The following is a 24025-nucleotide window of genomic DNA, read 5'->3' as shown; positions in this document are numbered from 1 at the left end:
ATGTTGAATCCAATGAGCGTCGACGACGTCGATGGCTTTCTCACGCGCAACCTGCGGCGACTGGAGGCGATCTGCTTCCGGCATCGCCGCAGTATTCTCCTCCTGCTTGGGCTGTTCACCGCCGTCATGGGGTGGTTCGCGCTGCAACTGCGCATGGACGCCGGCTTCGAAAAGCAGATGCCGGTCGGGCACGAGTACATCCAGACCTTCAACCAATACCGCGATGACGTGCTCGGCGCCAACCGGCTGAACATTGTCGTGAAGGCGCGCAAGGGCACGATCTGGACGCCGGCGGCGCTCGGGCGGCTCTATGAGGTCACGCAGGCGGTGAGCTTCCTGCCGAATATCGACCGGCTCGGTGTGCAGTCGCTATGGACGCCGAACTCGTTCGTCAATGAGATCACCGAGGACGGCTTCCGGGCCGATCCGCTGATCGCCGGCACGATCACGCCGAAGGACCTGACTGCCGAGGTCATCGAGGCTATCCAGCGCGCTGCGAGCCAGGGCGGCTTTGTCGGCACCCTCGTCGCACGCGATCAGACGAGCGCGATGATCGTCGCGGAGCTGCTCGAGCATGATCGCGACGGCCACAGGATCGACTATGTCGCCTACAACCGCATCCTGGAAGAGCAGCTGCGCAGCAAGTTCGAGGATGCCGACTTCGAGATCCAGATCATCGGCTTTGCGAAGCAGATCGGGGACATCGCGGACGGGGCCTCCGCCGTGCTGGAATTCTGCGCGATTGCGCTGCTGCTGACGGCGCTCGCGGTGTATTGGTATTGTCAGTCCGTGCGTTTCACGCTGTTGCCGATCGTCTGCTCGCTGACTTCGTTGGTGTGGCAGTTCGGGACGTTGAAGCTGCTGGGCTACGGCCTCGATCCGCTGGCAGTGCTGGTGCCCTTCCTCGTGTTCGCGATTGGCGTCTCGCATGGCGTGCAGCAGATCAACTTCATCGTGCGTGAGCTCTCGCATGGCAGGACGACCGAGACGGCGGCCCGCGCGAGCTTCACCGGTCTGCTGATCCCGGGCACGCTGGCGCTCGTCACGGCCTTTGTTTCCTTCGTCACGCTCGTGCTGATCCCGATCCCGATGGTACGGGAGTTGGCGATCACCGCGTCGCTGGGCGTGGGCTACAAGATCGTCACGAATCTCGTGATGCTGCCCCTCGCGGCGTCGCTGTGCCATTTCACGAAGGACTACGCCGATCGCGCCATGGTCAAGCGCGAGCGGCGTTCGACGTGGCTGCGTTCGCTGGCGCGCGTGGCCGAGCCGCGCAACGCGGCTGTCGTTATCGGCATCACTGTGGTCATGTTCGCCCTGGCCGTATGGCAGAGCAGCGATCGCGTCGTCGGTACCGTCCAGGCCGGCGCGCCGGAGCTGCGGCCCGAGGCACGGTTCAATCGCGACGCGGTGGCGATCTCGACCAGCTACGACACCGGGCTCGACTGGCTGTCGGTGATCTTCGAAGCTCCGCCGGACTCCTGTGAAAACGTCGCGGTCGGTCTCTACCAGGATCGCTTTGTCGCAGCGATGCAGTACATGCCGGGCGTGCTTTCGGCGTTGTCGTTCTCCGGCCAGCTGCGCACGTACAACGAGGGCTACAACGAAGGCAATCCCAAGATGTCCGTCGTGCCGATCGATCCAGGCAACTACGCGTCGCTCGCGACCGAGATCGGACGGGTGCGCGGCTTCATGAACAAGGACTGCAGCATGACCGCCGTGCATCTGTTCCTGACCGACCACAAGGCGACGACGATCGAGCGCGTGATCCGCGAGGTCAAGGCCTTCCGCGAGCGCTATCGGGAAGACGGCATCAGCATTCGTCTCGCGTCGGGGAACGCCGGCGTGCAGGCGGCGGTGAACGAAGAAGTGCACAAGTCGGAGCTGCCGATGATGCTCTACGTGTATGCGGCGATCGTCATCCTCGTTGCGCTCGTGTATCGCGACTTCCGAGCCGTGATCGCGTGCTGCCTGCCGCTGACGGTTGGCACCTTCATCGGCTACTGGTTCATGAAGGAACTGGAAATCGGGCTGACGGTCGCGACGCTGCCGGTGATGGTGCTGGCGGTCGGAATCGGCGTCGATTACGCCTTCTACATCTACAACCGATTGCAGCTCCACCTCGCGCAAGGGCAGAACATAGTGAAGGCGCTGGAACATGCAATTCTCGAAGTCGGTACCGCCACGATCTTTACTGCGATCACGCTCGCAGTCGGTGTCGCGACGTGGATGTTCTCGGAGCTCAAGTTCCAGGCCGACATGGGCAAGCTGCTGGCCTTCATGTTCATGGTCAATATGGTGATGGCGATGACGGCGCTGCCGGCCTTGGCCGTGTGGCTCGAAAGACTTTTCCCCCGCCGCGGAGCCGTGCGTGCGCCCGGCATCCTGGCGCACTGAGCGGAGAGAAGTGATGATGAAGAAATATCAAATGATGCTCGGTGCGACCGCGATCCTCGCCGCATCCACAGTGACTCTCCAAGGATGGGCGGCGGAAGGCACCGGCGTCGTGCCGCATGTGGCCGAACGGTCGGCGTCGGCGAGCCGATCGATGATCCTCGCGACAACGCAGGCCGGCCAGCGCCTCGTGGCAGTGGGGGATCGCGGCGTCGTGCTGCTGTCGGAAGACCAGGGAAGCAGCTGGCGACAGGCGTCCAAAGTGCCGGTGAATGCCACCCTGACCGGCGTGTCGTTTGCCGACGAGCGCAACGGCTGGGCGGTCGGCCACTGGGGCGTGATCCTGCATACCGACGACGGCGGCGAAACCTGGACCAGTCAGCGCGTCGAGACTTCCGAGGATCGACCGCTCTTCGCGGTGCATTTCAGCGATGCGCAGCACGGCACCGCCGTCGGCCTTTGGTCGCTGCTGCTCAGGACGGCGGATGGCGGCAAGACGTGGGACAAGGTCAGCCTGCCGCCTCCGCCGAATGACACGCGCGCCGACCGCAATCTGATGCACGTCTTTGCGGATCGACGCGGCGAACTCTTCGTCGTCGGCGAGCGTGGCACGGTACTGCGCTCCGCAGATCACGGGCTGACCTGGACCTACCGGCCGACCGGCTACCGGGGCTCTTTCTGGAGCGGCGCGGCACTCGCCGATGGCACGCTGCTGGTGGCCGGCCTGCGCGGCAGCCTGTATCGCAGCACCGACGGTGGAGACAGTTGGCACAAGGTCGACACCGGCACGCAGAGTTCGATCACCGCGGTCGTCCCGCTCGCAGACCGGGTGCTTGCCGTCGGGCTCGACGGCCTGACGCTCGAAAGCCGTGATGCCGGGGTGAGTTTCGAGGCGCGCCAGCGTCCGGACCGCCTGTCGCTTACCGCCGCTGTCGGCACCGATCCGAACCACGCGGTGTTCTTTTCGCGTGCCGGCATCGTGGCCCCGCAATGAGACAAGACATTCGACAAACGAAGCGAGGAGAGGCAATGCAAGTATTCGACATGATCATCAACGGCCAGCACGTGAAGGCCGAGGCCACGTTCGACGTCATCAATCCGGCAAGCGGACAGGCGTTTGCCCGCGTGCAGGCAGGGAATCCGGCGCATGTGGATCAGGCCGTTGCCGCCGCCCGCGCTGCCTTTTCGGCCTGGAGCCGCACGCCGGACAAGCGTCGCCAGGACTTGTTGCATGCGTTGGGGATCGCCATCGAGGAGGACATGGCGAACCTGATGGAACTGGTCACCAAGGAAAGTGGCAAGCCCCTGGGCGGCTTGAATGGCATCGGCGCTGGGATGGAAGTGGGTGGTGCGATCGCGTGGACGCACGTCACGGCCGATCTCTCACTGCCCGTCGAAGGTAACCGCTAACTGACCGGCGTCTCGCGCCCCATGCCGAGTTGGTGTAGATCAGAGCGCAGGGGCTGCTTGCTGAAGTGCTCTTTCCAGAGCCGGGGCGTGAGTTGATCGACGCTGGCGGCGGGATGCTGGTCGATGCGTTGGAGCACATCGACCAGATAGTCGTAGGGATCGACGTTGTGTAGTCGGCAGGTCGTGAGCAGGCTTTGCAGGATGCCGACGTGCTTGGCACCGAGCTCGGTCCAACAGAAATTCCAATTTTTCCTACCCATCGGAATGGGTCTGAGTGCCCGCTCGAGGTGGTTTGTGTCGACCGGCACCGCGGGGTCGGTCAGAAAGACCTCAAGGGCGACCCGTCGTTTGTGCGTGTAGGCCAGCGCTTTGGTCATCGGGTTGGCGGGCAGCAGGCCGTGCTTGTCCAGTGTGTGCTGTACCCACGCGAAGAAGCCCTCGACGATCGGCTTGGCGTGGGTGAGTCGGTATTCTCGCTTGGCCTCGGGTTTGAGCTTCTTTTGTCGGATGTGCTCTTCCACCGCATAGAGTGCGCCGATGCGCTCGAGCGCCTCGGACCCCACGGTCGGCTCCACGGCTTGCGCCTCGAAGAACTCGCGTCGGCAATGGGCCCAGCATTGAGCATGCGTGATACCGGTTTTTTGGGCGTACGCCTCGTAGGCCCCATAGCCATCGGAGAGCAGCACACTGCCCTTGCCGGGTTCGAGACCGAGCACGGTCTCGACGTTGCTGTGCGCTCGAGAGTCGAAGAACGGGAAGCACACCTCGTCGCGTTCGCCGTAAATGGGCCAGAAGTAGCCCCCCTTCATCTTGCCGGGTCCGGCCCGTCCCGCCTTGATCGGTGTCTCGTCCATCGCCTTGACCCGGGAGGTGCGAATCGAGGCGAGCTGCGCCGCGTAGATCGGCTCGAGCAGTGCGCTCGTCTTGGCGCCAAGCTGGGTGAGCCAGGCCCGACTCACGCGGATACCCGCATCGGTCAGGCGCAGGTGCTGGCGATACAAGGGCAGGTGCCACAGGAACTTGTCGAGCAAGAGCCCGACGATGAAGCTCACATCGGCCCGGCTGCCTTCGATCACCCCCACCGGGGCCGGCGCGCAGTGAATCGTTTCGGTGTCGCGCAGCTTGACGACCGGGCGCACGTACTTGAGGACCACGTAGCTGCCGGGGCGCTGTGCCAGGCGATGGCTGACTTTCTCGCCGATGACTTCATACTGCTCGGGCGACAAGTCTTCGACTTCAGGGGCGGGCACCTGGATCGTCTGAACCGGGACTCGCTGCTCATCAAAGAACAGCCCGTCATCGGGCTCGGCACAGTCCGTGGTGCGCGCACGCCGGGTGTGCCCGGCGACCTGCTTGCCCGGCACTTCGGGCGCCGATTCGGGGATCGGGAGCTCGCCCAGGGTGAGCTGCGAGGGGTTGGGCGGTAGCAGGCGTTTTTCGCTCTTGGTGCCGAAGAGCTGGCGCTTGAACCACTCCAGCTGATGCTTCAGGGTGTCGCGTTCGTGGCGCAACTGCACATTGACCCGGGACAGCTCGACGACCTGCTCGGCCGTCATCCGGGCGGCTTCGCCAGGGGTCGGGATCGAGCTCGTTTGCGCGGCTGTCATGGCTGCAATTATACCTCAGAGTCCAGCATGCATAAGGGTTTTAGCCGATTCGCGAGCATGCTTGAAACGCTTTTTAAAGCGTCCAGGAACGATCCCTTCGAGCAGTAACTTCAGTCCCGTCCAGTCCAACTCACCGGTGGCGATGTGCGACCAGTCCGACACGAACCGACCCTGCTCGAGACGCTTGGCCCAGACGCAAAAGCCGGTGCGATCCCAATACAGCACCTTCATCTGTGTGCCGCGACGGTTGATGAACACAAACAACTCGCCCGAGAGCGGATCGCACCCGAGCTTGTGCTTGGTCAGCGCGTACAGCCCATCGAACGAGCGGCGCATATCGACCGGCTCACCATAGAGGTGGACACGAACGGTGCCTTCCGGGAAGAACATCAGCCGCGTACCAGATGAAGCACCAAGCCTTCACCCAGATCGATCTTCAGTTCGAGGCGAGCGCGTTCGCCCCCGGCAGCACCGATCATGCCCAGATCAACGAACCCGGGCTGAGATTGCGGTGCGGGCGGCTTTGCGCACACCGATCCCCCGCGCAGTCCCCGCTGGCGATAGAAGTTGGCGACACTGATCGATTCGCGCGCGCAAAACGCAGATACCGACAGGGCGGACTGTTCAAAGCGCGCGAACAGCTCGGCCCATTGCCCTGGGCTGCGGTGTTTGCGTGGGGTCAGAGTGGGGTGAGACATCCGGTTCGCTCCCTGTCAGTGAGTTCAGGGCGATTGTCTCGAGGCTCGCGTGAGCAAGGAAGGGCGCCGGTCAGTGACCGGTTACGATCCGCCACCTGATCCAGGGCGTGCGCGACCAACTCGACGCGCTCGATGCCCGTATTGCCGAGTGCGACCGGCAGATTGCGGCCCAACAAGCCGACGATGCGGCCGCCCGGCGGGCGCGTGAGCTGCCCGGCGTGGGGCTGCTCACTGCCGATGCTGTGGTGGCGAGCGTCGGCGACGCGACGATGTTCCACAACGGCCGCCAGTTCGCCGCCTGGCTCGGGCTCACGCCGAGCCAGCACTCCAGCGGCGGCAAGCCGAAGCTCGGTTGCATCACCCGGCGCGGCGACGACTACCTGCGAACGCTGCTCGTGCAGGGGGCGCGCAGCGTTCTCACGGCCACCCTGCGCAAGGCGCGCAATACGCCCGAGGCGCTCACGCGATTGCAGCAGTGGATCGTGACGCTCAACGCACGCGTCGGATACCACAAGACCCTGGTCGCGATCGCCAACAAGCATGCTCGCCAGTTGTGGGCAGTGCTTGCCAAGGGCGAAGCCTACAACCCCGAGGCATGGCGCCAATGGCATGACTCGGTCGAACCATCGGCATCCTGAACCATCGGCGTTCTTTGCAGGTGTTTCCGTGACTGCGCGCACGCGATAGACAAACAGGTCAGACCGACCGGCTGAGAGCCTGGGTAGCCTAATGGCCGACCACACAGGGTGTCGCGGTTGATCCCCGCGCCCCGGTCGCGCCGAGGATTGATAGAGGCCAGCCGGTGCGGTTAATCGCAGGGCCCCGGCGCCGATGCGCCGAACAAGGCCGATTGGGGAAAGGCAGTCTGTTCTGTCCTTGTCCATTGCGACGCCGGCAGTCCAAATTCGGTCACGCCTGGGCGTGATCAGCAGGAGATGAAGATGAACGCATGACTATGGTCGGCCCGGCCTGCGGCCGGTCTGCAAGGAAGGGGTTGACGGGAAGTCCCTTGGGGAGGGCTACGAACGGGTGGCGGAACTGGCGGCGCAGTTGCCGAACACGCGCCTGGTGTATGTGGCTGACCGGGAGTCCGACATCCTTGCCCTGATGCTGCGTGCCCATGACCTGGGCACGCCCGCGGACTGGCTCGTCCGCGCCCAGCATAACCGGGCATTGCCGGAGGGCGACAAACTGTGGGAGCGCCTGACGTCGGGCACGCCATTGGGGGACGTGGCCTTCACCCTGAGCGCACGCCGTGGGCAGGCGGCACGGGAAGTGCGGCAGGCGATGTGGGTGGAGAGCGTGACGCTGCGGGACCCTCAGAGCGGTCGGAAAGTCGAGGTCACGGGCCTGGTGGCCCGGGAGATCGCGCCGCCTGCCGGGGTGGCACCGCTGGAGTGGCGTCTGCTCAGCAACCGGCCGGTCACTGGTCTGGACGAGGCGCGTATGCTCATCGACTGGTACCGGGCACGTTGGGAAATCGAACTTTATTTCCATGTCCTCAAGAACGGTTGCCGGGTGGAAGCCTTGCAACTGGGCCGGGTCGAGCGCCTGGAGCGCGCGCTGGCGCTGTACATGGTGGTGGCCTGGCGCATTGCGTTCCTCATGCGCATGGGACGCAATTGCCCGGACCTGGATGCGGCCCTGTTCTTCGAGCACGACGAATGGCGGGCCGCCTACATCCTGAACGGCAAGAAGCCGCCCGCGGCCCCGCCCGGACTCAACGACGTCATCCGCCTCATCGCGCGACTCGGCGGATTCCTCGGCCGTAAAGCAGACGGCGAGCCGGGCGTGAAGACCATCTGGTCCGGATTACAGCGCGTCACCGACTTCGCCGCCGGCCTGCGTCATGCCCGAGAGTTCGGCGAGCTTTGAGATGTGTGTAATGGAATGCCTATACGCCGGTCACGAAGTGGATCCTATATGCCGGTCGCTGACACTCGGCTTCGGTGTCATGTTGCGCCACGCAGCGCTTGCAGGATTGCGCTGACGCCGATCAACTTGAGGCTGTGATCGCCTGTGCACGGGCTCTGGTTGGCGAGACACTCGCCGGAGCAATCACGGGTGCGGTCCTTCGGGCCGCCATCGTGCCGCTTCGCTCTCAGCGCTACTCGCGCCTCAATCGACACCGTCTGCCTTCCGCGGCCGAACTCGAACTCACACTTTCGGCCACTGCTGCCGATGCAGGTTTCCGGCAAGCAGCCAGTTGAGCGACCGCTTCAAGTACAAGTGTCGTCGATCGAGGTACGCGGGGTCGCGGACGGGCGGGCGCCGGGTTCTTGTTGGTTTAAAAATGCTTTATAATATGAAACGATTTAAACCAAGCCCACGGAGGCGTCATGATTGCAGATCGCATTCGTCAAGCACGACTGGCGGCAGGTCTGACCCTGGGTGCTTTGGGTGAAAAGGTGGGTGTTTCTCACACCGCCATCCAGAAGTACGAAAAGGGTCTTCTGACCCCATCGTCTTCTCAGCTTCTCAAACTGGCCCGCGCCTGTGGAATCCGTACGGAGTATTTTTTTCGTACGCATACGGTCGAACTGCTGCAGCCCGAGTTCCGCAAGCTCTCGACCTTTGGCAAGACGGCGCAGGATGCGCTGAAGATCAAGGTCGTCGAGTTGGTAGAAAAACGCGTGGAGTTGCTCGGTGCCTTTCCCGAGCTGCCGTTCCCGGCGTTTGCACCTCCTGCTGCCCTTCCTGAACACATCGCGTCGCTGGATGAGATCGACGCGTTCTCGAATACGGTCCGCAACGCTTGGCAGTTGGGCATGAACCCGATTGCCGACCTCACCGACACCCTCGAAGGGTTCGGCTTGTTGGTCATCGTGGTCGATGAAGAGAACCCGGGGTTCTCTGGCTTGACTGCCAAGGCGCGAACGGAAGATGGCCGGAAGTATCCGGTCGTAGCCGTTTCCAAGCGCTGGCCCGGTGATCGGCAGCGGTTTACGCTGGCTCATGAACTGGGGCATCTGCTGCTGGAGGGACGACTGGCTAACGGCATCGACGAAGAGAAAGCCTGCGACCGATTCGCCGGTGCATTCTTGGCTCCGCGTGTTGCGGTGCTTCAGTTGCTTGGGCAGCAGCGCCATGCGCTGGAATGGCAAGAGCTGTATGTGCTCAAACACGAGTTCGGCCTATCCATGGCCGGATGGCTGCAGCGAGCAAAACAGTGTGGCGTGATCACCGATGCCGCTCACCTTTCGATGTTCAAGCGGTTTTCGGCAAAGGGCTGGCGCAAAAACGAGCCGGGCGCCCCGCTGCCGCAAGAGCATCCACGACTATTTGATCAGTTAGTGTACCGCGCCTTGGCCGAGCAATACATCTCCGAGGGCAAGGCTGCAGAATTGCTGGGCATCCCGATGATGCGCTTCCACAAGGAACGCCAGTTGGAGTCCTCGGATGCGGTTGCTCATCAGTGATGCCAACATCTTGATCGACATGGAAGCTGGAGCGTTGATGGGTACGCTCTTTCAGCTTCCGATGCAGTTCGGCATTCCTGATCTGCTGTACTACGAAGAAATTGAGCCGGGTAGTCCAGAACTTGAAGATCTGGGCTTGCAGATCATGGAGGTCAGCGGCGACTTTGTGGCGTATGCCCAGCAGTTGCCGGGCCAGCACAATCACCTGCTTCCAGCAAAAAGCGGCCCCAAGCCAAGTCATAACGACTACCTGGCACTGGCGCTTGCGAAGCAGGAAGCCTGCACGCTATTGACCGGTGACACCAATCTGCGATTTGTTGCCAACAAGGAGCAAGTCAACGTCATGGGCACCATTGGTCTGTTGTGCGCCATGATTGAAAATCAGCTGCTGACGGTAGACGACGCTTTCAAGGCGCTCGACAAAATGAAGTCGGGCAAGCGTCGATTACCGTGGCCCGAAGCCGAGAAAAGGCTGAACGCGTTGCGCTAGTCAAGTGGCGGCTATCGACTGGGTCCTGACGAAGCCGGATTGACGAGTGACTGGGCACAAAGCTGTTACTCGCTTCCGGCACGACGCAGAACGGTGAGCGTCAGTTGCGATCGCGCACTGTGCGTCTAGAATGATTTGTCCGGTGTGCGAGTCGGGTTCGAAAGCGCCTGCCTGGGAACCCGTTCAGCGCGTGCAGAAGGGCGCCGAAACCGTTCTACAAAACTGTGGCGCCATCAGCGCTGACGCGGCTTCCGGGGCCACAGATGAGTGGAGATTGTAGATTGAAAACACGCTCAAGTGATTGATTTATAAGAAAACTGATGGGGATTGTGGCTCCAGTTGTCACGGGTTCGATTCCCGTATGTCGCCCCAAAATTCAAGCACTTACGCGTTTTCGAGATGCTTTTGGCATCTTATGAAAATTACGAATTGCGCTGTAAGTGCCTGTTTTGGCAGACGCGAGCACAGGAGCGAAGCTCTCCGGTTCCTGTGCGCCGCGGTCCTGAATCCGCGTAAACTTCTCATCACACCGCTCTCAGCCCCCCGTCCCGACTTGTGCCGGGCATGACGATGAGCGATACATCTGGATCGGTGCTTTCCGGTGAGCAGGTCGTTTTTGACCTCCAGGATTTCCCCCAAAGCTGGGGCGCATCGGATCAAGCGAACGACCCGAGACGCTTGACCCCTCAGGTACGTCGCTCTCTTCTGCTGAGGCCCCACCCCAACTCCGCGTGAGCACTTGGCAGGCGGACCCGACTGCGACGAGCTCCTCGCCGCGACGGCCGAGCGGAACATCCCGCACATTACGAAACCGTTGAAGGGTGGGGCGCTGATTGGGACAGCTACCTTCCCTTGGGGAATTTCAACGGCGCTGTATTCCGAAATGCCCGAATCACCGACGAGTATCTTCAGTCCCGCTTGGCCGAACAGAGGTGGGTGTCGCGAGACAAGAGGCGAGCAATGTCCGCCCGCCGGACCCGTCGAATCGCGCCTCGGCCGACCAGAGGGGATGCAGTGTGCTCGTGGTCTTCGGATCAAGTATCAAAGGCGCCCCTCTTGCGGTTCGCGGGTACTGGTCCTCACTCCGCTGGCGACTTACATGAATTCCTCGACCTCACGCAAAGAGCTCCGCGTCGCACCACTCGGTGCGGTCGCCGTACCGACTGCCCCCGATGGCCGATTGCCGCAGCCAACTGCAAGTTTGAGCTTGTCACTGGGGTGAAATACCACCACGCGGCGCGCGCTGATGAACGCGGTTTCGCCCGTTTTCGTCCGGGACGTGCGCGCTTTTCACGCACCTGAAAGCAGCCAAAGCCCGACAACTTGACCTCCTGCCCGCTGACGAGTGCGCCGGCAATCTCCTCGAAGAACGCTTCGACCCTTTCGGCGGCTTCTCGCTTGTTGAGACCGATGGCGGCGGCGATGTCTTGGATGAGATCAGCTTTGGTGAGCGTCATGGTGGGGCGACTCGCGCGACATGGAGGGATGTTGCCGAGCGCATAGTAATGGGTGCCTTCGGCAGCTGCAGCAAGCACCGCCTCGCCGATGGCGACAAGGTGGGGCGACGGGAGGCGGCGCGGCGCCGTCGAGAACGCCGTCGACGCGTTCGCGGCGCAACGGGTGAGTCAGGTAAGTCAGGCGCTAATGCGCCCGGTTACGGCCGAGCGGCGGGGGGCTTTGCCGCGGAGGGTAGGGCAGGAAAGCAAGGTGCGCCCGAATGAACTCTTGCGCGGTAATGTCAAACGAAGTGGGGCGGGGGAGTCGCTCCAACTTCTGGTCGTCGGCCATGCATCCGGTGCGACGTCCTCCACATTACGTCTCCAATGCGCCAGTTACCCGCCGTTTGCTTGGGCGATGCTCGATCAAGAAGCCCAGACTGCCCATCAAAGATTAGCTTCAGTCGTGCCACATTGATAAAATGGCATACCTTATGCCGAACTGATCAGGACATCCAAGATGAAGCGCTGCGTTGTCGGTATTCGTCGCCCCCGGAGCGTGGGTTGAGCTTCCTGGGGAGAAGCCAATCCGAAAGACCTGATCGCCTCCATGCGTAGCCCCGAGGCCGAAGTGATACGCCTGCTGGGCGAGATCGAGGCATTGGTCAACGAGGTGCAGGCATGACTGATTTACCGGCTAGCGCCGACTACGCCGGCATCCACGGCGACATTGTCGCCCTGCTGGAAACCGCCCGTCGCGCCGCCGCCCGCAGCGTCAATGCACTAATGACTGCCACCTACTGGGAAATCGGCCGGTGCATCGTCGAGTTCGAGCAGGGCGGGAAGGAACGGGCCGCCTACGGGCAGGCCCTGATCAAACGACTCGGCTACGACTTGACCCGCCAGTTCGGGCGTGGCTTCGGCTGGCGCAACCTGACGCAGATGCGGGCCTTCTATCTGACGTGGCCGGCTGCGCACATTTTGCAGACACCGTCTGCAAAATCTCGGCTCGGCCACATTCTCCCGACGCCTTCTGCAATTTCGGCCGGCGAAGTGACTACATCCTCGCCAGCAGCAGTGCCCGATCTGGCCGCGCTGGCCCAAGCCTTTCCACTGCCCTGGTCGGCCTACGTACGGCTGCTCTCGGTCAAGAACCCTCAAGCCCGCGCCTTCTACGAGACGGAAGCCCTGCGTGGCGGCTGGAGCGTTCCCCAGCTGAATCGCCAGATCGGCAGTCAGTTCTACGAGCGGACCGCCCTGTCGCACGACAAGGCGGCGATGCTGGAAAAGGGAGAAGTGGCCAAACCCGGTGACGCGCTCACGCCCGAACAGGCCATCAAAGACCCCTTCGTGCTGGAGTTCCTGAACCTCAAGGACGAATACTCCGAGTCTGACCTCGAAGAAGCGCTGATCCAGCACTTGGCCGATTTCCTGCTGGAACTGGGCGATGACTTTGCCTTCGTCGGCCGTCAGCGGCGGCTGCGCATCGACGACAGCTGGTTCCGCGTTGACCTGCTGTTTTTCCACCGCCGTCTCAAGTGCCTGCTGGTCATCGACCTCAAGGTCGACAAGTTCGGCTATGCCGATGCCGGCCAGATGCACCTGTACCTGAACTACGCCCGCGAGCACTGGATGATGCCCGGCGAGAACCCTCCCGTGGGCCTGATCCTGTGCGCCGAGAAAGGCGCCGCCGAAGCCCATTACGCGCTAGAGGGCCTGCCCAACAAGGTGTTGGCCGCCGAATACCAGACCGTGCTACCGGATGAAAAGCTGCTGGCCGAGGAACTGGACAAGACGCGGCGCGAGTTGGAGGCTCGGCGGATCCAGCGAAATAGTCAATCGGGGAGCGAGACATGAACGCGCCTCTAAAGGTCCAATTCGGCGAGGATAGTCATACCCAGTACCTACTGCTGTCGGACGTCGTGTCCTTGGTGCGGCGCGAAGTCACGATTGACAGCGAAGCTAGGGCCTGTTCGTGAAACCGGACTTCGACGGTGCCGAGGCGACGTGGCAAAAGCCCGTTTAGATCAAGGGGGGCGACTTGGTCTGAGCAACATCAAGGCTTGGGAAGGTGCAATGGCGCTTGCTGGCGACGAACACGAACGATGCATCGCCTCTCACCGTTACATCACTTGCGTTCCCGACCCCGCACTCGCGACTGCGGGCTTCCTTGTCTACTACTTGCTGAGCGAGGATGGCTTGGAGAAGGGTGGTCTCGCGTCTCCGGGCACGGCGGATCGCAATCGCACCCTGGGTTTGGGCAATCTCGGCAAGATCGAAATGCCCGTGCCGCCACTGGCCAAGCAGCAAACCTTCAACCGGCTGAAGGCCGAGGTTGCCGTCCTCAAGGCCAAACACGCCGCCATCTGCCAAACCAACGCCGCGCTGCTGCCGGCAACGCGGGGGGCGGGTGTTTGCCACCGAAGCATCGACATGAACCGATCCAAGAAATCGCAGCCGAACTGGACGGACGTCAAGGCCAGGACGTCAAGGCCAAACTCGCCGACTTCGATCGCGTCGGACTGATCGGGTTAATCCAGGATCTGTACGCTGCCAACAAGGACAACCAGGCTTTCCTGCACGCCCGCTTTGCCCTTGGCGACGATGTGCTGAAGCCGTACAAGACCACCATAGACCGTTGGCTTTGGCCGGATGTCTTCAAGAACCAGGACACCTCGGTCGCCAAGGCCAAGAAGGCGATCTCGGACTACAAAAAAGCCATCGGTCAGCCGGAGGGCTTGGCCGAGCTGATGGTGTTCTATTGTGAGCGGGCGGCAGGATTCAGCAACGATGTCGGCCTGCAGGACGAGGGCTACTTCGATGCGTTGGTGCGGATGTTCGAGCACCCGCTGAAGGCTATCGGATTGCTCCCTGAAGGTGGGTCAGAACTGATGGAGCGCCTCGACGCAGTGCGTCACACTAGCCACAACTTCGGCTATGGCGTCGGCGACGAGATGGACGACTTCCTCGCTGAGTACGGATTCGATGGCGGATCGCGATGAAAAGGCCGCGCTACAGGCCGAGAACGCCAGGCTGATTGCGCTGCTCGAATCCCACGGCATCGAGTGGCGCCCGTCGCGGCAGCCGTTGCCGTCGGCACCCGAGCCGTCGAGGTTGTCCACCGAAGAGAAGGTTGCACTGTTTCGCCGCCTGTTTCGCGGGCGCACCGATGTCTACCCGATCCGGTGGGAAAGCAAGACTACCGGCAAGTCCGGTTACGCGCCGGCCTGCGCCAACGAGTGGCGCGCCGGTGTTTGCGAGAAGCCGCGCATCAAGTGCGGCGACTGCGACCACCGTCTGCTGATCCCGCTTTCCGATGCGGTGATCTACGACCATCTGGCCGGTGGGCACACGGTCGGCGTGTATCCGCTGCTGGAGGACGACACCTGCTACTTCCTAGCGGTCGATTTCGACGAGGCGGAGTGGCGGGACGATGCGCGTGCGTTCATGCTGTCGTGCCACGAACTGGGTGTACCGGTGGCGCTGGAGATTTCCCGGTCCGGCAAGGGGGCGCACGCGTGGGTCTTTTTCGCCACCCACGTTTCGGCGCGCGATGCAAGGCGACTGGGTACGGCGGTCATCAGCCATACCTGCTCGCGTACCCGGCAACTGAAGCTCGAATCCTACGACCGGCTGTTTCCCAATCAGGACACGATGCCCAAGGGTGGCTTTGGCAACCTGATCGCCTTGCCACTGCAGAAATGGCCGCGCGAAAAGGGTTGCAGCGTGTTCGTTGACGCCGAGTTGCGTCCGCATCCGGATCAATGGGCCTTCCTGTCAGCCATTCAGCCAATGGCGGCGCATGACATTGAGCCGACCATCCTACGAACAACGGGCGGCGTCCATCCCTTGGACGTCACCTTCATCGACGATGAGGACTTGGCTACTCCGTGGAAACGCGAGAACAAGTCGGCCCAAAAGCTGGCAGGTCTGATGCCGAAGTCATTGACCGTGACGCTGGCAAACTTGATCTATTTCGAGAAGGCCGGGCTGCCGCAGGCGCTGGCCAACCGCCTGATCCGGTTGGCCGCTTTCCAGAACCCCGAGTTCTACAAAGCCCAGGCGATGCGGATGTCGGTGTGGGACAAGCCGCGCGTCATCAGCTGCGCCGAGAACTACCCGCAGCACATCGCATTGCCGCGCGGCTGTCTCGATGCGGCCCTCTCCTTGCTGCGCGACAACCGCGTCGCCTGTGAACTGCAAGATGAGCGTTTCGGTGGCGAGCCGATTGACGTGGCTTTTGTCGGCAGCCTGCGCATCGACCAGGCAGCAGCAGTCTCAGCAATGCTGCATCACGATGCCGGCGTGCTTTGCGCGCCGACGGCCTTCGGCAAAACAGTTACGGCCGCCGCGATGATCGCGCGTCGGGGCGTCAACACGCTGGTACTGGTACACCGCACCGAGTTGTTGAAGCAGTGGCAGGAGCGGCTGCAGGCCTTTCTCGGCCTCGGCAAAGGCGTGGTTGGCACCATTGGTGGCGGCAAGGCCAAGCCCACCGGCAAGATAGACATCGCCGTAATGCAGTCAATCTCCCGGCAGGGCGAAGTCAATCCAATCGTCGAAAACTACGGCCAGGTGATCGTGGACGAGTGCCACCACGTCGGTGCCGTTTCCTTCGACGCGATCCTGAAGCGGACAAAGGCCAAATACGTGCTCGGTCTGACCGCGACGCCCATCCGCCGCGATGGTCAGCAGCCGATCATCTTCATGCAGTGCGGTCCGATCCGTTACACGGCGGCGAAGCCTGCCGGCGCACCCCACGATCTGGAGGTGGAGCCTCGCTCACGCATCTCACGGATTGATCTGCCACCGGAGGCTGGCATTCAGAAGGTGTTCCGGCATCTGGCCAATGACCAAGGGCGCACCGACGCCATCGCAGCCGAAGTAAGGGAAGCGTTCGAGCAGGGCCGCAAGGTGCTCGTCCTGACCGAGCGTACCGAACACCTCGACGCGATTCTGTCTGCGCTGGAGGGCCAAGTACCTGCACCATTCGTACTTCACGGCCGGATGTCGAAAAAACAGCGCGCGACCCTTATCGCGGAACTGGACGCACTGTCGCCTGACGCGCCGCGCATCCTTTTGGCGACCGGCAAGCTGGTCGGCGAAGGGTTCGACCACCCGCCGCTGGATACGCTGGTACTGGCCATGCCAGTTTCCTGGAAAGGTACGCTGCAGCAATACGCTGGACGCTTGCATCGCGAGCACGCCAGCAAGACCGACGTGCGGATCATCGATTTTGTGGACACCGGTCACCCGGCGCTGCTTCGGATGTGGGACAAGCGACGGCGCGGATACCGGGCGATGGGGTATCGGGTGGGCTGTGAAGACTCGTCCAATCGTCTGGATGTATGAGCAATCCCGCAGCAGCCCGCACCAATGCAAGTAGGCTCGGGAGTCCATTCGGACCACCGTTTCGCCCAACGCGAACGGCAGATAATCGATCCTGCTGCGCGGTTTGGGCAGGCTGCGGCCTATTGGGATTTGACGTCAGCCGCTGTTCCTGGGATGACCGATGATTGGCGCATCGAACCATCGGCAACGCACAGATCGACACCGAGGGCGGTTATTGGCGCCACGATCACACGTGCCGGAGGCGGCGAATTATGGCGATACGGCATCGAGCAACAGCCGGCCGCTCCCGGCGCCGGGAACTCGGGTGCCGATGCTGTCGTGTGACGAGAGAACTGCAGGCGGTGCACCATGGCGGAGCGCGAATCGGCTGTCGACGCATCATGATCTCGACGACAAGCATGGCGCCGCCGCCGCAGCAGCGACAGACGAAGGTCGGCGGTGGCGTTACACCAACTGTCACTGAGGATCGAGCCGAGCTCGCAGTCGACCGAGGAACCAGCCGCCGTCGCTTACGCTGGACTGCGTTGCGTTCCGTAAAAACACCGAGGCACCCTGCATCGAAAATCGATCTTCAAATCCGTCAGTGGGACGAGGAAAGCAACCTGGTGCAGCGAGCTCGAGCGCACCCTCAGGCTTCGCGCAGTGGGGACTCCTCCGCGGCCGAACTTTCCATTGCGATTGTCGTCCGTTACAGTAGAAATTAACGAATACGTTAAGGAGGCGGTGATGCGTGCCAGCGATGTGGTCCCCATCAGCGAGGCTCGGGCTCGGCTGACTGAGCTTGCCGAAGAGGTGGTCGGCGGCGGGGCGGAAAAGGTCTTGACCAAGAACGGTGCGAGCTATGTAGCGATCGTCGATGCGCGCAAGCTCGACTACTACCACGCGCTCGAAGAGGAGCATGCGAGCCTGGTCCTACTCGACGAGGCTGAGATCGGACTGCGCCAAGTCTTTGATGGCCACGTTGGCACCGAAGCGGATCTCGAGCGCCTGCTCGCGGATTGATTGGCAGTGACGTTACCTCAGCGGGCCAAGGTCGTTGCCACGCCGAACTTCGCCGCCGGCCTGGACGAAGCGCGGGCGTTCTTCGCCGAACAGGACGAGGCCTCCGCCGCGGAGCGTTTTCGTGCGCTTCGGGCGGAATTGCGCGAGATGGTCGAGACGCTGCGCTGGGCCCCGGCAGGCGGTCGCCCGGCGCGGTTTCTCGGCGGTCGGTCCGTTCAAGCGCGGATCCGAGCGCGGAAGGTCGAAGCGCTGGCCCACGAGGTCGGCTTGCCGCACTTGCGCGAATACGTGCTCAAACAGCATGTGGTGCTGTACGCGCATTCGAGCGACCGGGTGGTGCTGTTGGCGTTGCGGCACCACCGGCAATTGAGCTACATGGTTTGAGCAGGCGGGTTCAGCCTGGGTAGCCGTGTGACGGCGCGCGCGCGTCGGGCAGCGGACGCAGGCGCCCGTTACTGCCGTCCAAACTCACACGGGGGGAGGGACGTTGGACCGGGAGAGTGCGCCTGCAACAGCGGTCGGCTTATGCGATCGTATTTAACGAATCGCCCCCTTGTTCTTCATAAGATCGCGATGCGGTTTCGCGCCAACATTGGCCTGTAGAGGCGATGTTCTTACGAAATTTCGAGCCTAAACTATTGATATTAAATATTTGTCGGACGGATTGTGGCTCCAGTTGTCACCGGTTCGATCCCGGTATGTCGCCCCAAGGCTTCAAGTATGTGCAGCTCTTTTGGTGTATCGGTGTGAGATCGCAACGCGCAGAAGCAACGGCGAATCATGGTCACCTTCACCGCCTGCAGCGTCGCTTCTCTAGCAGCCGGCGCTGCCGTCTTGCCCCAGCTGTATTCGCCTCCGGCATCGCGAACAACCTCCAGTCCCGTTCCTGAACGTAGCATGCGCAGCGCCTTCGGGATGAAGTAGCGGCTCGCTGGAGCCGGGGCTGATGAGTTCCGCAGTCATCTACTTTATGACCTGCCGGGAAACTGAAAGATATTCGTCGCCATGCTGGATGACGCCTTCCCGATCCAGCTTTTCGGACGCCTGATGCAGCTTCTCTAGAGCGTGTTATGAACTTATGCAGCTGATATAGTTGATGTTTTTTGATCACTGTGAGCAGAAAACCCTACCCGAGCGATGTCAGTGAAGAGGAATGGCATTTCGTGGCGCCGTATCTGACGCTGATGACCGAGCAGGCGCCGCAGCGCAGCTACCCCTTGCGCGAAGTGTTCAACGCGTTGCGCTGGCTGGCTCGGGCCGGCGCGCCATGGCGACTCTTGCCGAATGATTTTCCGCCCTGGCAGATGGTGTATCAGCAGTTTCGCCGCTGGAACGATGCGGGCTGTTTCGAGGCGATGGTGAGCGACATGCGTTCGATCATCCGAGTCGGCGACGGTCGCAAGGCCCAGCCCAGTGCCGTGATTCTCGATGGGCGAACGCTGCAAAGCAGCTGCGAAAGCGGGCCGCGTGCCGGCTACGACGGCTACAAGCGGCGTCGGGGCAGCAAAGTACATATGGCCGTGGATACGCTGGGGCAACTCATTGCGCTGACCGTCACGCCGGCCAATGAACAGGAGCGCGCGCAGGTCAAGGACCTGTGCGAGGCGGTGCAGCAAGCCACGGGCGAAACGGTCAAAGTGGCGTGGGCCGACCAGGGCTACACGGGCGACGAAGCTCGGAAAGCGGCCAAGGCGGCGGGTATCGATCTTCAAATCGTCAAACTTCCCGAGGCGAAGAAGGGATTTGTATTGCTGCCCCGACGCTGGGTCGTCGAGCGCAGTTTCGGGTGGCTGTCCCGATTCAGACGACTGAGTCGGGATTTCGAGCGGATGCCGCAAGTGCTGGCCGGATTGCATTTCGTCGTCTTCTGCATCCTCATGCTGCCCAAGGCCGCGTTCTGGCTGGCACTGGAAGCAAGTTCATAACACGCTCTAGTGTCTCGGCGAGCTTCGTCAATTCCTCGTTCATTTTCCCCAGTGCGTTTTCCAGCGTGTACGTCAACTCGTGCACGTCGGCCATCGCTGCATCGCTGACATTGCCCTTGAGAATCCTCGACGCTCACGGAAACTGACCCATTTCTGCTTATCAGAACGGACCCGGCCAGTGCGCAGTGAACAACCCGGAAAGGGGTCAAGGGACCGTGGAATAAATGCGGCGGGTTTATCGCCGCGTTTATGCCGCGAAAGCCCTTGACGCCTTGGAGGGGAGATACGCTCGTGGCAGCGCCGGGGATGGGATTTTTCCATCCCCGGCGTCTGCCTCACGGCGAGTGCGGGGTCTGGGGTAGCGCCCCAGGGTTTGCGCAGGGAATGATGGGGCGGGTTATGCCGCGGGTGCGCACGGGAGGGGCGCCGATTTCGACGCGCCCTTGTTCGTCGGCGGCGAGTGCGGCACTGGGGTTCGCAGGGAGGGTCCGTCGATGCGAATGGTGATGCAGCGGTGCTGGAGCCGGTCGAGCAAGGCGTCGACAAGGGCCTTGTTGGCGAACAACTCGTACCAGGCGCTCGGTTCCAAGTTCGTGGTGATCAGCGTCGAGACGCGCCCGTAGCGCTGATCCATCAGCCGGAAGAAGGCATTGGACTGCTCGGGCTTGAGGGTGAGATAGCCCAGTTCATCGATCAGCAGTGGCTGGAAGCGGGCGAGTTGCGCGAGGAGCTTCGGTGTCGAGCGATCGGCGAGCGAGGCATAGAGCTCGTCGAGCAGGACCTGGGCCTTGTAGAAGCGCGCGGCGTGGCCATTGAGGCACGCCTCGCGCAGAAGCGCCAGCGCGATGCCGGTCTTGCCGGTCCCCGGCGGGCCGATCAGCAGGATGTTCTCGTTGCGGCGCAGGAAGTCGAGTCCGGCCAGGGCGCGGATCTGGCCCCGATCGACCCCGGGCTGGCGGTCGAAGGGAAAGGAATCGAGCGTCCAGCGCCAGGGCAGCTTCGCTTGCGTCAGTCGGTACGCGAGGCTCTTCTCGCGCCGCTCGGCCGCTTCGGCCGCCAGCAAGCGCCCGACGACTTCGGCCGGCGGCGCGCCTTCGCGCTCGGCGCGCTCGAATTCGGCATCGAGGGCGGCGGCCATGCCGCGCAGCCGCAGCTGGGCGAGCTGGGCGTGGATCTGCTCACGCGTCGTCATCGAGCGCGTCGTTCAACGCAAAGAAGTTGCCGGCGACCTCGCGCAGGATGAGTTTCTCAAGCCGCCCCAGATCGTACAGCCCGTAGTGCGCCGCCTGGCGCACGGCCGCCAGAAAGGCTTCCCCGGGATAGGTGCGCTGGAGCTCGAGCAGGCGTCGCAAGGCCCGGGCCCCACGGCCCTGACCGCGTTGCTTGAGGGCCCGCACATAGGCCTCGAGCTCGGGGCTGTCGTCGCGCAGTTGCGCTTCGAGGGCCGGCGTGCGGCTGGCCCTGACGGGGGTGGGATGGTGCGCGGCGTCGGTACTGCGCGCATCGCGCTGGCCGATCAGCCGCAGATGGGTCGCCACCACGCGATGGCGATGATGAATGTCGACGCGGGCCGGATATTTGTAGACCGTCACCGCCTGCCCGACCAGACGCTCCGGCACGGAGTAGCGATTGACCTCGAGCGAGACATAGCCGTTCAGGTCCACTACCCGCTCGAAGACCTCATAGACCGGCGGCAGCACCGCGGGCAGCGCCCGCAAATACGGCTTCTCGAGCACATAGGCGGTTTCCGGCGACATCCCCAGAGACCGCTTCGGTCGGGCATTGGCCACCTCCTGGCACCAGGCGAGCGCCTGGCGGTTCAGGTCGTCGAAGTCGGTGAAGCGGCGTCCGGGCAGGAAATTGGTTTCGACGAAGAAGAAGTTGCGCTCGATCCGCCCCTTGCGATCGGGATGATTGACCCGGTGCGCACGGAATTCGAACCCCAGCGTGCGGGCGAAGGCCGCCATCTCGGGCGCGATGACAGCATCCGCTCCGGCGCCGGCGGCGAGCATCACGCTGGTGTTGTCGATGATGCACTGCGGACAAGCGCCATCCATGAAGCGCACCGCCTCGAGCAGAAACTCCTTGGCTTCGAAGCGCGTGAAACGCGGGCTATACCGGATGAACAGCCGGCGCGAGTAGGCGAGCACGAGACCGGCACACTGCGCGGTCACGGTCTTGTCGCCCAGGGTGACGCGATGCGGCGAGGTATCGTGCTGCATTTCCTCGCCCGGCGCGAAGAAGTATTGCCCGGCACGCGGGGGCGGTGCGCGCAGTCCGGCCTCGCGAACCCAGCGGGTCAGCGTGCTGTACGAGACGGTGAGCTCGTACTCGGCGGCGAGCAGTTCGGCCACGCGCACGACGTTGCCCTGGGCGCGCTCGAAGGCCGACTTCAAATAGGCCCGCGGCACACCCGGGCATGCGTCTTCCGATCGCGCCGGATCGTCGGGGCGCACGATCCGGCGCACGGTATTACGCGATAGCTCGAGCACACGGCTGATCTCGCGCAGGCTCTTGCCTTGGGCTTGCAGGGTTCGGACGGCATCGCGAATCTGGCTCGGCGTCATGGTCAAGGCTCCTCGCAAGCTCGGAGTGCAGCGCATCGAGGGCGGCGCGCAGGTGAGCGAGCGCGCCGAGAAGGGATTCGGGAAGCACTTCGCGGGACAGGCTCGGCAGCCGGCTACGCAGCCGCCTGATCAGCGCCAAGAGTTGCCGGACATCGGCCGCGCACTGGCCGTGCGGCCCGGCGCGAAGGCGCGTATCGGCGAGCTCTTCTTCCTGCGCGCGCAGGCTCTGAATGAACAGGCGCGGCTGGGCCACCATGCGCTCGCGGGCGGCACTCGGGCTCGTCAGGTAATGCCGGAACCAGACCTGCAGCTCTCGGGTGGACAGCGGCGTCGCCGCCAGCGCAGCGAGCAGCTGCGTCGCCTGCGCGGTGTTGGCGCGCGCCAACGGGGCCAGAACCCGTGTCGCCGCCCAGGTCGAAACCGTGCCCTGGCGCACGGCCGCGAGCACGGCTTCGGGCACGCCGCAGACGAGCTCCAGACGCCGGCTGACCCAGCTCACGTCGCGGCCGCAGCGGCGCGCCACCTCGCGCTCCGAGAGCCCCTGGCCGCGCACGAGTTCCTGCAGCAGCAGAGCCTCTTCCAGCGCCGCGAAAGGTCGGCGGCCGGCTTGCGCGAGAATCGTCAACAGGGCCTGCGCGAGATCGCACGCCCAGGCTTCCACCCGCGCGGTGTCCCGTCCGAGCCGACGCAGGGCGAGCACACGCCGGTAGCCGTCGACCAGGATCAGGCGCTGGCTGTCGGCGTCGGGGACGGCGATGCACGCAATGAGTTGGCCGCTTTGCTCGATCGAGCGGGCGAGGGCCTCGATCGCGCGCGGCTCGAGCAGCCGCGCGTCGGCGAAGCGCAGATCGAGGCGGTGCAGATCGACTTCAGGCATCTGGGGGGCCGGGGTGTCCATGACCGAACCCTACCCAGCCGCGCTGCGAATGGCGATGACGTCCTCTCTTTGCAAGATCAGCCGGAGGGTGCGTAAGGGCTTGAAACCGCAGTGATTCGAACCATCCACGCGTCCATCTTTGCAAGATCGTCACGCGTGGCCGGGCTCAGCCGGTAAATCCCTGAGGGCACGGGCGTTTCACGCGTCCACACGTTCATCTTTGCAAGAACGCGTGCCGCCCGCCTCGCGTCGCGCGCCTGCTGCTGGCGGCGGTTACGGTCGCTGTACGCCGGATGCGAACGCCGGTACTCGCGCCAGTAATCGGGATGCTGTGCGGCCCACGCCGCCTGCGCCCGCGCCTGATTCTCTCGGTACTCGGGATCGCTCTGCCGCCGCGCCAGTTGCCAGCGACGTCGCCGTTCCCGCTGGCACGCCGCCGACGCGCAGTAACTTTGCCGGGGGGTTTGCGGCCGGGGATGGAATAACTTGCCGCAGCCAGCGCACTGTTTGCTCTGCATGGACGGACCTCTGCCGAGGGAACCCTCCAGAGAGCGTCCGACAGGCGGGCCAAATAGATCAATCGGCCGCCGTCACGGCGGCGACCCTACCTCAGATTGCTGGGTCAATTACTTGAGCGGAAGCCGGGTCAATTCTGGTGAGCGCTGAGGGAGAATGGCCTCGAGCTTGGCGTTGTATTCGGAAAAGTTCTTTACGGCTTCAGGAAGCGTCTTTGCTGGCTCGCCTTTGTAATGTCCAACCGGTTCGCCCGCTCCGGCGGCGAAGGCAGTCGGAACGAACGCGAGGAGGGCGATGGTCGCTGCGATGACCGCGGGTTTCTTCATTCTTTG

General features: G+C 63.1%; 25 protein-coding genes and 1 pseudogene. 14 read left to right on the top strand and 12 right to left on the bottom strand.

Annotated elements, in window-relative coordinates:
• The 3 genes from pbN1_RS20390 to pbN1_RS20380 are packed head-to-tail and all read left to right on the top strand — an operon-like array spanning position 1 to position 3804.
• Positions 1 to 2397 carry an efflux RND transporter permease subunit gene (locus pbN1_RS20390; RefSeq protein ID WP_169203594.1) on the top strand — a complete coding sequence of 799 codons (2397 nt, stop codon included), beginning with the start codon at positions 1 to 3 and terminating at the stop codon, positions 2395 to 2397.
• A 16-nt stretch (positions 2398 to 2413) separates the two neighbouring features.
• The gene (locus tag pbN1_RS20385; protein WP_169203595.1) at positions 2414 to 3388 is read left to right on the top strand and encodes a WD40/YVTN/BNR-like repeat-containing protein; all 975 of its coding nucleotides are present in this window, start codon (positions 2414 to 2416) and stop codon (positions 3386 to 3388) included.
• A 35-nt stretch (positions 3389 to 3423) separates the two neighbouring features.
• Entirely contained in the window at positions 3424 to 3804 is a 381-nt protein-coding gene (locus tag pbN1_RS20380; protein ID WP_244857059.1) for an aldehyde dehydrogenase family protein, read from the top strand.
• Here the strand turns inward: pbN1_RS20380 and tnpC are convergent.
• The 3 genes from tnpC to tnpA are packed head-to-tail and all read right to left on the bottom strand — an operon-like array spanning position 3801 to position 6109.
• A complete protein-coding gene (gene tnpC / locus pbN1_RS20375; protein ID WP_169203596.1) occupies positions 3801 to 5411 on the bottom strand; it encodes an IS66 family transposase in 1611 nt (536 codons plus the stop codon). The two genes, pbN1_RS20380 and tnpC, sit on opposite strands and share 4 nt — an antisense overlap.
• 15 nt (positions 5412 to 5426) lie before the next feature.
• Positions 5427 to 5801, bottom strand: coding sequence for an IS66 family insertion sequence element accessory protein TnpB (gene tnpB / locus pbN1_RS20370; protein ID WP_169203597.1), 375 nt, complete (start codon positions 5799 to 5801; stop codon positions 5427 to 5429).
• Positions 5801 to 6109: an IS66 family insertion sequence element accessory protein TnpA gene (tnpA, locus tag pbN1_RS20365; RefSeq protein ID WP_169203598.1), complete on the bottom strand. Its 309-nt coding sequence runs from the start codon at positions 6107 to 6109 to the stop codon at positions 5801 to 5803. Before tnpA ends, tnpB begins: the two co-directional genes overlap by 1 nt.
• A gap of 86 nt (positions 6110 to 6195) precedes the next feature.
• Between tnpA and pbN1_RS20360 the strand changes: the two genes are divergently transcribed.
• The 4 genes and pseudogenes from pbN1_RS20360 to pbN1_RS20345 all read left to right on the top strand — a co-directional run bounded on the left by pbN1_RS20360 (position 6196) and on the right by pbN1_RS20345 (position 10018).
• A complete protein-coding gene (locus tag pbN1_RS20360; RefSeq protein WP_342343988.1) occupies positions 6196 to 6747 on the top strand; it encodes an IS110 family RNA-guided transposase in 552 nt (183 codons plus the stop codon).
• Positions 6748 to 7060: 313 nt separating this feature from the next.
• Positions 7061 to 7984, top strand: a pseudogene (locus pbN1_RS20355) (IS4 family transposase); the annotation flags it as partial.
• 464 nt (positions 7985 to 8448) lie between these two features.
• Positions 8449 to 9528, top strand: a complete 1080-nt coding sequence (locus tag pbN1_RS20350; RefSeq protein ID WP_169203599.1) for a helix-turn-helix domain-containing protein — start codon at positions 8449 to 8451, stop codon at positions 9526 to 9528.
• The gene (locus pbN1_RS20345) at positions 9509 to 10018 is read left to right on the top strand and encodes a PIN domain-containing protein (RefSeq protein WP_169203600.1); all 510 of its coding nucleotides are present in this window, start codon (positions 9509 to 9511) and stop codon (positions 10016 to 10018) included. Before pbN1_RS20350 ends, pbN1_RS20345 begins: the two co-directional genes overlap by 20 nt.
• Positions 10019 to 11097: 1079 nt before the next feature.
• Here the strand turns inward: pbN1_RS20345 and pbN1_RS20340 are convergent.
• Entirely contained in the window at positions 11098 to 11475 is a 378-nt protein-coding gene (locus pbN1_RS20340) for an HU family DNA-binding protein (protein ID WP_342343973.1), read from the bottom strand.
• 660 nt (positions 11476 to 12135) lie between these two features.
• On the opposite strand from pbN1_RS20340, the gene pbN1_RS20335 reads away from it, so the two are divergent.
• From pbN1_RS20335 to pbN1_RS20310, 6 genes are all read left to right on the top strand, one after another.
• Positions 12136 to 13311 carry a PDDEXK nuclease domain-containing protein gene (locus pbN1_RS20335; RefSeq protein WP_169203601.1) on the top strand — a complete coding sequence of 392 codons (1176 nt, stop codon included), beginning with the start codon at positions 12136 to 12138 and terminating at the stop codon, positions 13309 to 13311.
• A gap of 150 nt (positions 13312 to 13461) precedes the next feature.
• Positions 13462 to 13980: a restriction endonuclease subunit S gene (locus pbN1_RS20330; RefSeq protein WP_169203602.1), complete on the top strand. Its 519-nt coding sequence runs from the start codon at positions 13462 to 13464 to the stop codon at positions 13978 to 13980.
• Positions 13869 to 14456 carry a hypothetical protein gene (locus pbN1_RS20325; protein WP_244857054.1) on the top strand — a complete coding sequence of 196 codons (588 nt, stop codon included), beginning with the start codon at positions 13869 to 13871 and terminating at the stop codon, positions 14454 to 14456. The genes pbN1_RS20330 and pbN1_RS20325 overlap by 112 nt, the downstream gene beginning before the upstream one ends.
• On the top strand, positions 14440 to 16806 hold the full coding sequence (locus pbN1_RS20320; protein WP_169203603.1) for a TOTE conflict system archaeo-eukaryotic primase domain-containing protein: 2367 nt from the start codon (positions 14440 to 14442) through the stop codon (positions 16804 to 16806). Before pbN1_RS20325 ends, pbN1_RS20320 begins: the two co-directional genes overlap by 17 nt.
• Positions 16807 to 17532: 726 nt before the next feature.
• Positions 17533 to 17808, top strand: a complete 276-nt coding sequence (locus pbN1_RS20315) for a type II toxin-antitoxin system Phd/YefM family antitoxin (protein WP_169203604.1) — start codon at positions 17533 to 17535, stop codon at positions 17806 to 17808.
• Positions 17809 to 17814: 6 nt separating this feature from the next.
• Positions 17815 to 18192, top strand: coding sequence for a type II toxin-antitoxin system RelE/ParE family toxin (locus pbN1_RS20310; RefSeq protein WP_169203605.1), 378 nt, complete (start codon positions 17815 to 17817; stop codon positions 18190 to 18192).
• A 260-nt stretch (positions 18193 to 18452) separates the two neighbouring features.
• Here the strand turns inward: pbN1_RS20310 and pbN1_RS20305 are convergent, their stop codons facing one another.
• Both pbN1_RS20305 and pbN1_RS21075 read right to left on the bottom strand, forming a co-directional pair.
• The gene (locus tag pbN1_RS20305; protein ID WP_169203606.1) at positions 18453 to 18707 is read right to left on the bottom strand and encodes a hypothetical protein; all 255 of its coding nucleotides are present in this window, start codon (positions 18705 to 18707) and stop codon (positions 18453 to 18455) included.
• Between the two features lie 64 nt (positions 18708 to 18771).
• Positions 18772 to 18861 (bottom strand): hypothetical protein, encoded by a 90-nt coding sequence (locus pbN1_RS21075; protein WP_342343987.1) that lies wholly within the window; start codon positions 18859 to 18861, stop codon positions 18772 to 18774.
• A gap of 59 nt (positions 18862 to 18920) precedes the next feature.
• Here pbN1_RS21075 and pbN1_RS20300 point away from each other — a divergent pair, with 59 nt between their 5' ends.
• The gene (locus pbN1_RS20300; protein WP_041646779.1) at positions 18921 to 19733 is read left to right on the top strand and encodes an IS5-like element ISAzo23 family transposase; all 813 of its coding nucleotides are present in this window, start codon (positions 18921 to 18923) and stop codon (positions 19731 to 19733) included.
• On the opposite strand, the gene pbN1_RS21070 is transcribed toward pbN1_RS20300, so the two are convergent.
• The 6 genes from pbN1_RS21070 to pbN1_RS20275 all read right to left on the bottom strand — a co-directional run bounded on the left by pbN1_RS21070 (position 19684) and on the right by pbN1_RS20275 (position 24019).
• Positions 19684 to 19857 carry a DUF6746 family protein gene (locus pbN1_RS21070; RefSeq protein WP_342343986.1) on the bottom strand — a complete coding sequence of 58 codons (174 nt, stop codon included), beginning with the start codon at positions 19855 to 19857 and terminating at the stop codon, positions 19684 to 19686. The two genes, pbN1_RS20300 and pbN1_RS21070, sit on opposite strands and share 50 nt — an antisense overlap.
• Before the next feature lie 273 nt (positions 19858 to 20130).
• Positions 20131 to 20925, bottom strand: coding sequence for an IS21-like element helper ATPase IstB (gene istB / locus pbN1_RS20295; protein ID WP_169204270.1), 795 nt, complete (start codon positions 20923 to 20925; stop codon positions 20131 to 20133).
• Complete coding sequence (locus tag pbN1_RS20290; protein ID WP_169204271.1) at positions 20912 to 22300, bottom strand: Mu transposase domain-containing protein; 1389 nt, start codon at positions 22298 to 22300, stop codon at positions 20912 to 20914. The genes istB and pbN1_RS20290 overlap by 14 nt, the downstream gene beginning before the upstream one ends.
• Positions 22206 to 23198 carry a ParB/RepB/Spo0J family partition protein gene (locus tag pbN1_RS20285; RefSeq protein ID WP_169204272.1) on the bottom strand — a complete coding sequence of 331 codons (993 nt, stop codon included), beginning with the start codon at positions 23196 to 23198 and terminating at the stop codon, positions 22206 to 22208. Before pbN1_RS20285 ends, pbN1_RS20290 begins: the two co-directional genes overlap by 95 nt.
• 56 nt (positions 23199 to 23254) lie before the next feature.
• On the bottom strand, positions 23255 to 23695 hold the full coding sequence (locus pbN1_RS20280) for a hypothetical protein (protein WP_169204273.1): 441 nt from the start codon (positions 23693 to 23695) through the stop codon (positions 23255 to 23257).
• 108 nt (positions 23696 to 23803) lie between these two features.
• Positions 23804 to 24019: a DUF6746 family protein gene (locus tag pbN1_RS20275; protein ID WP_169204149.1), complete on the bottom strand. Its 216-nt coding sequence runs from the start codon at positions 24017 to 24019 to the stop codon at positions 23804 to 23806.
• Positions 24020 to 24025 lie beyond the last annotated feature (6 nt).

Origin of the sequence: Aromatoleum bremense, assembly GCF_017894365.1 — a bacterium.
GTDB lineage: Bacteria > Pseudomonadota > Gammaproteobacteria > Burkholderiales > Rhodocyclaceae > Aromatoleum > Aromatoleum bremense.
This window is presented reverse-complemented; position numbering and strand designations above follow the sequence as displayed.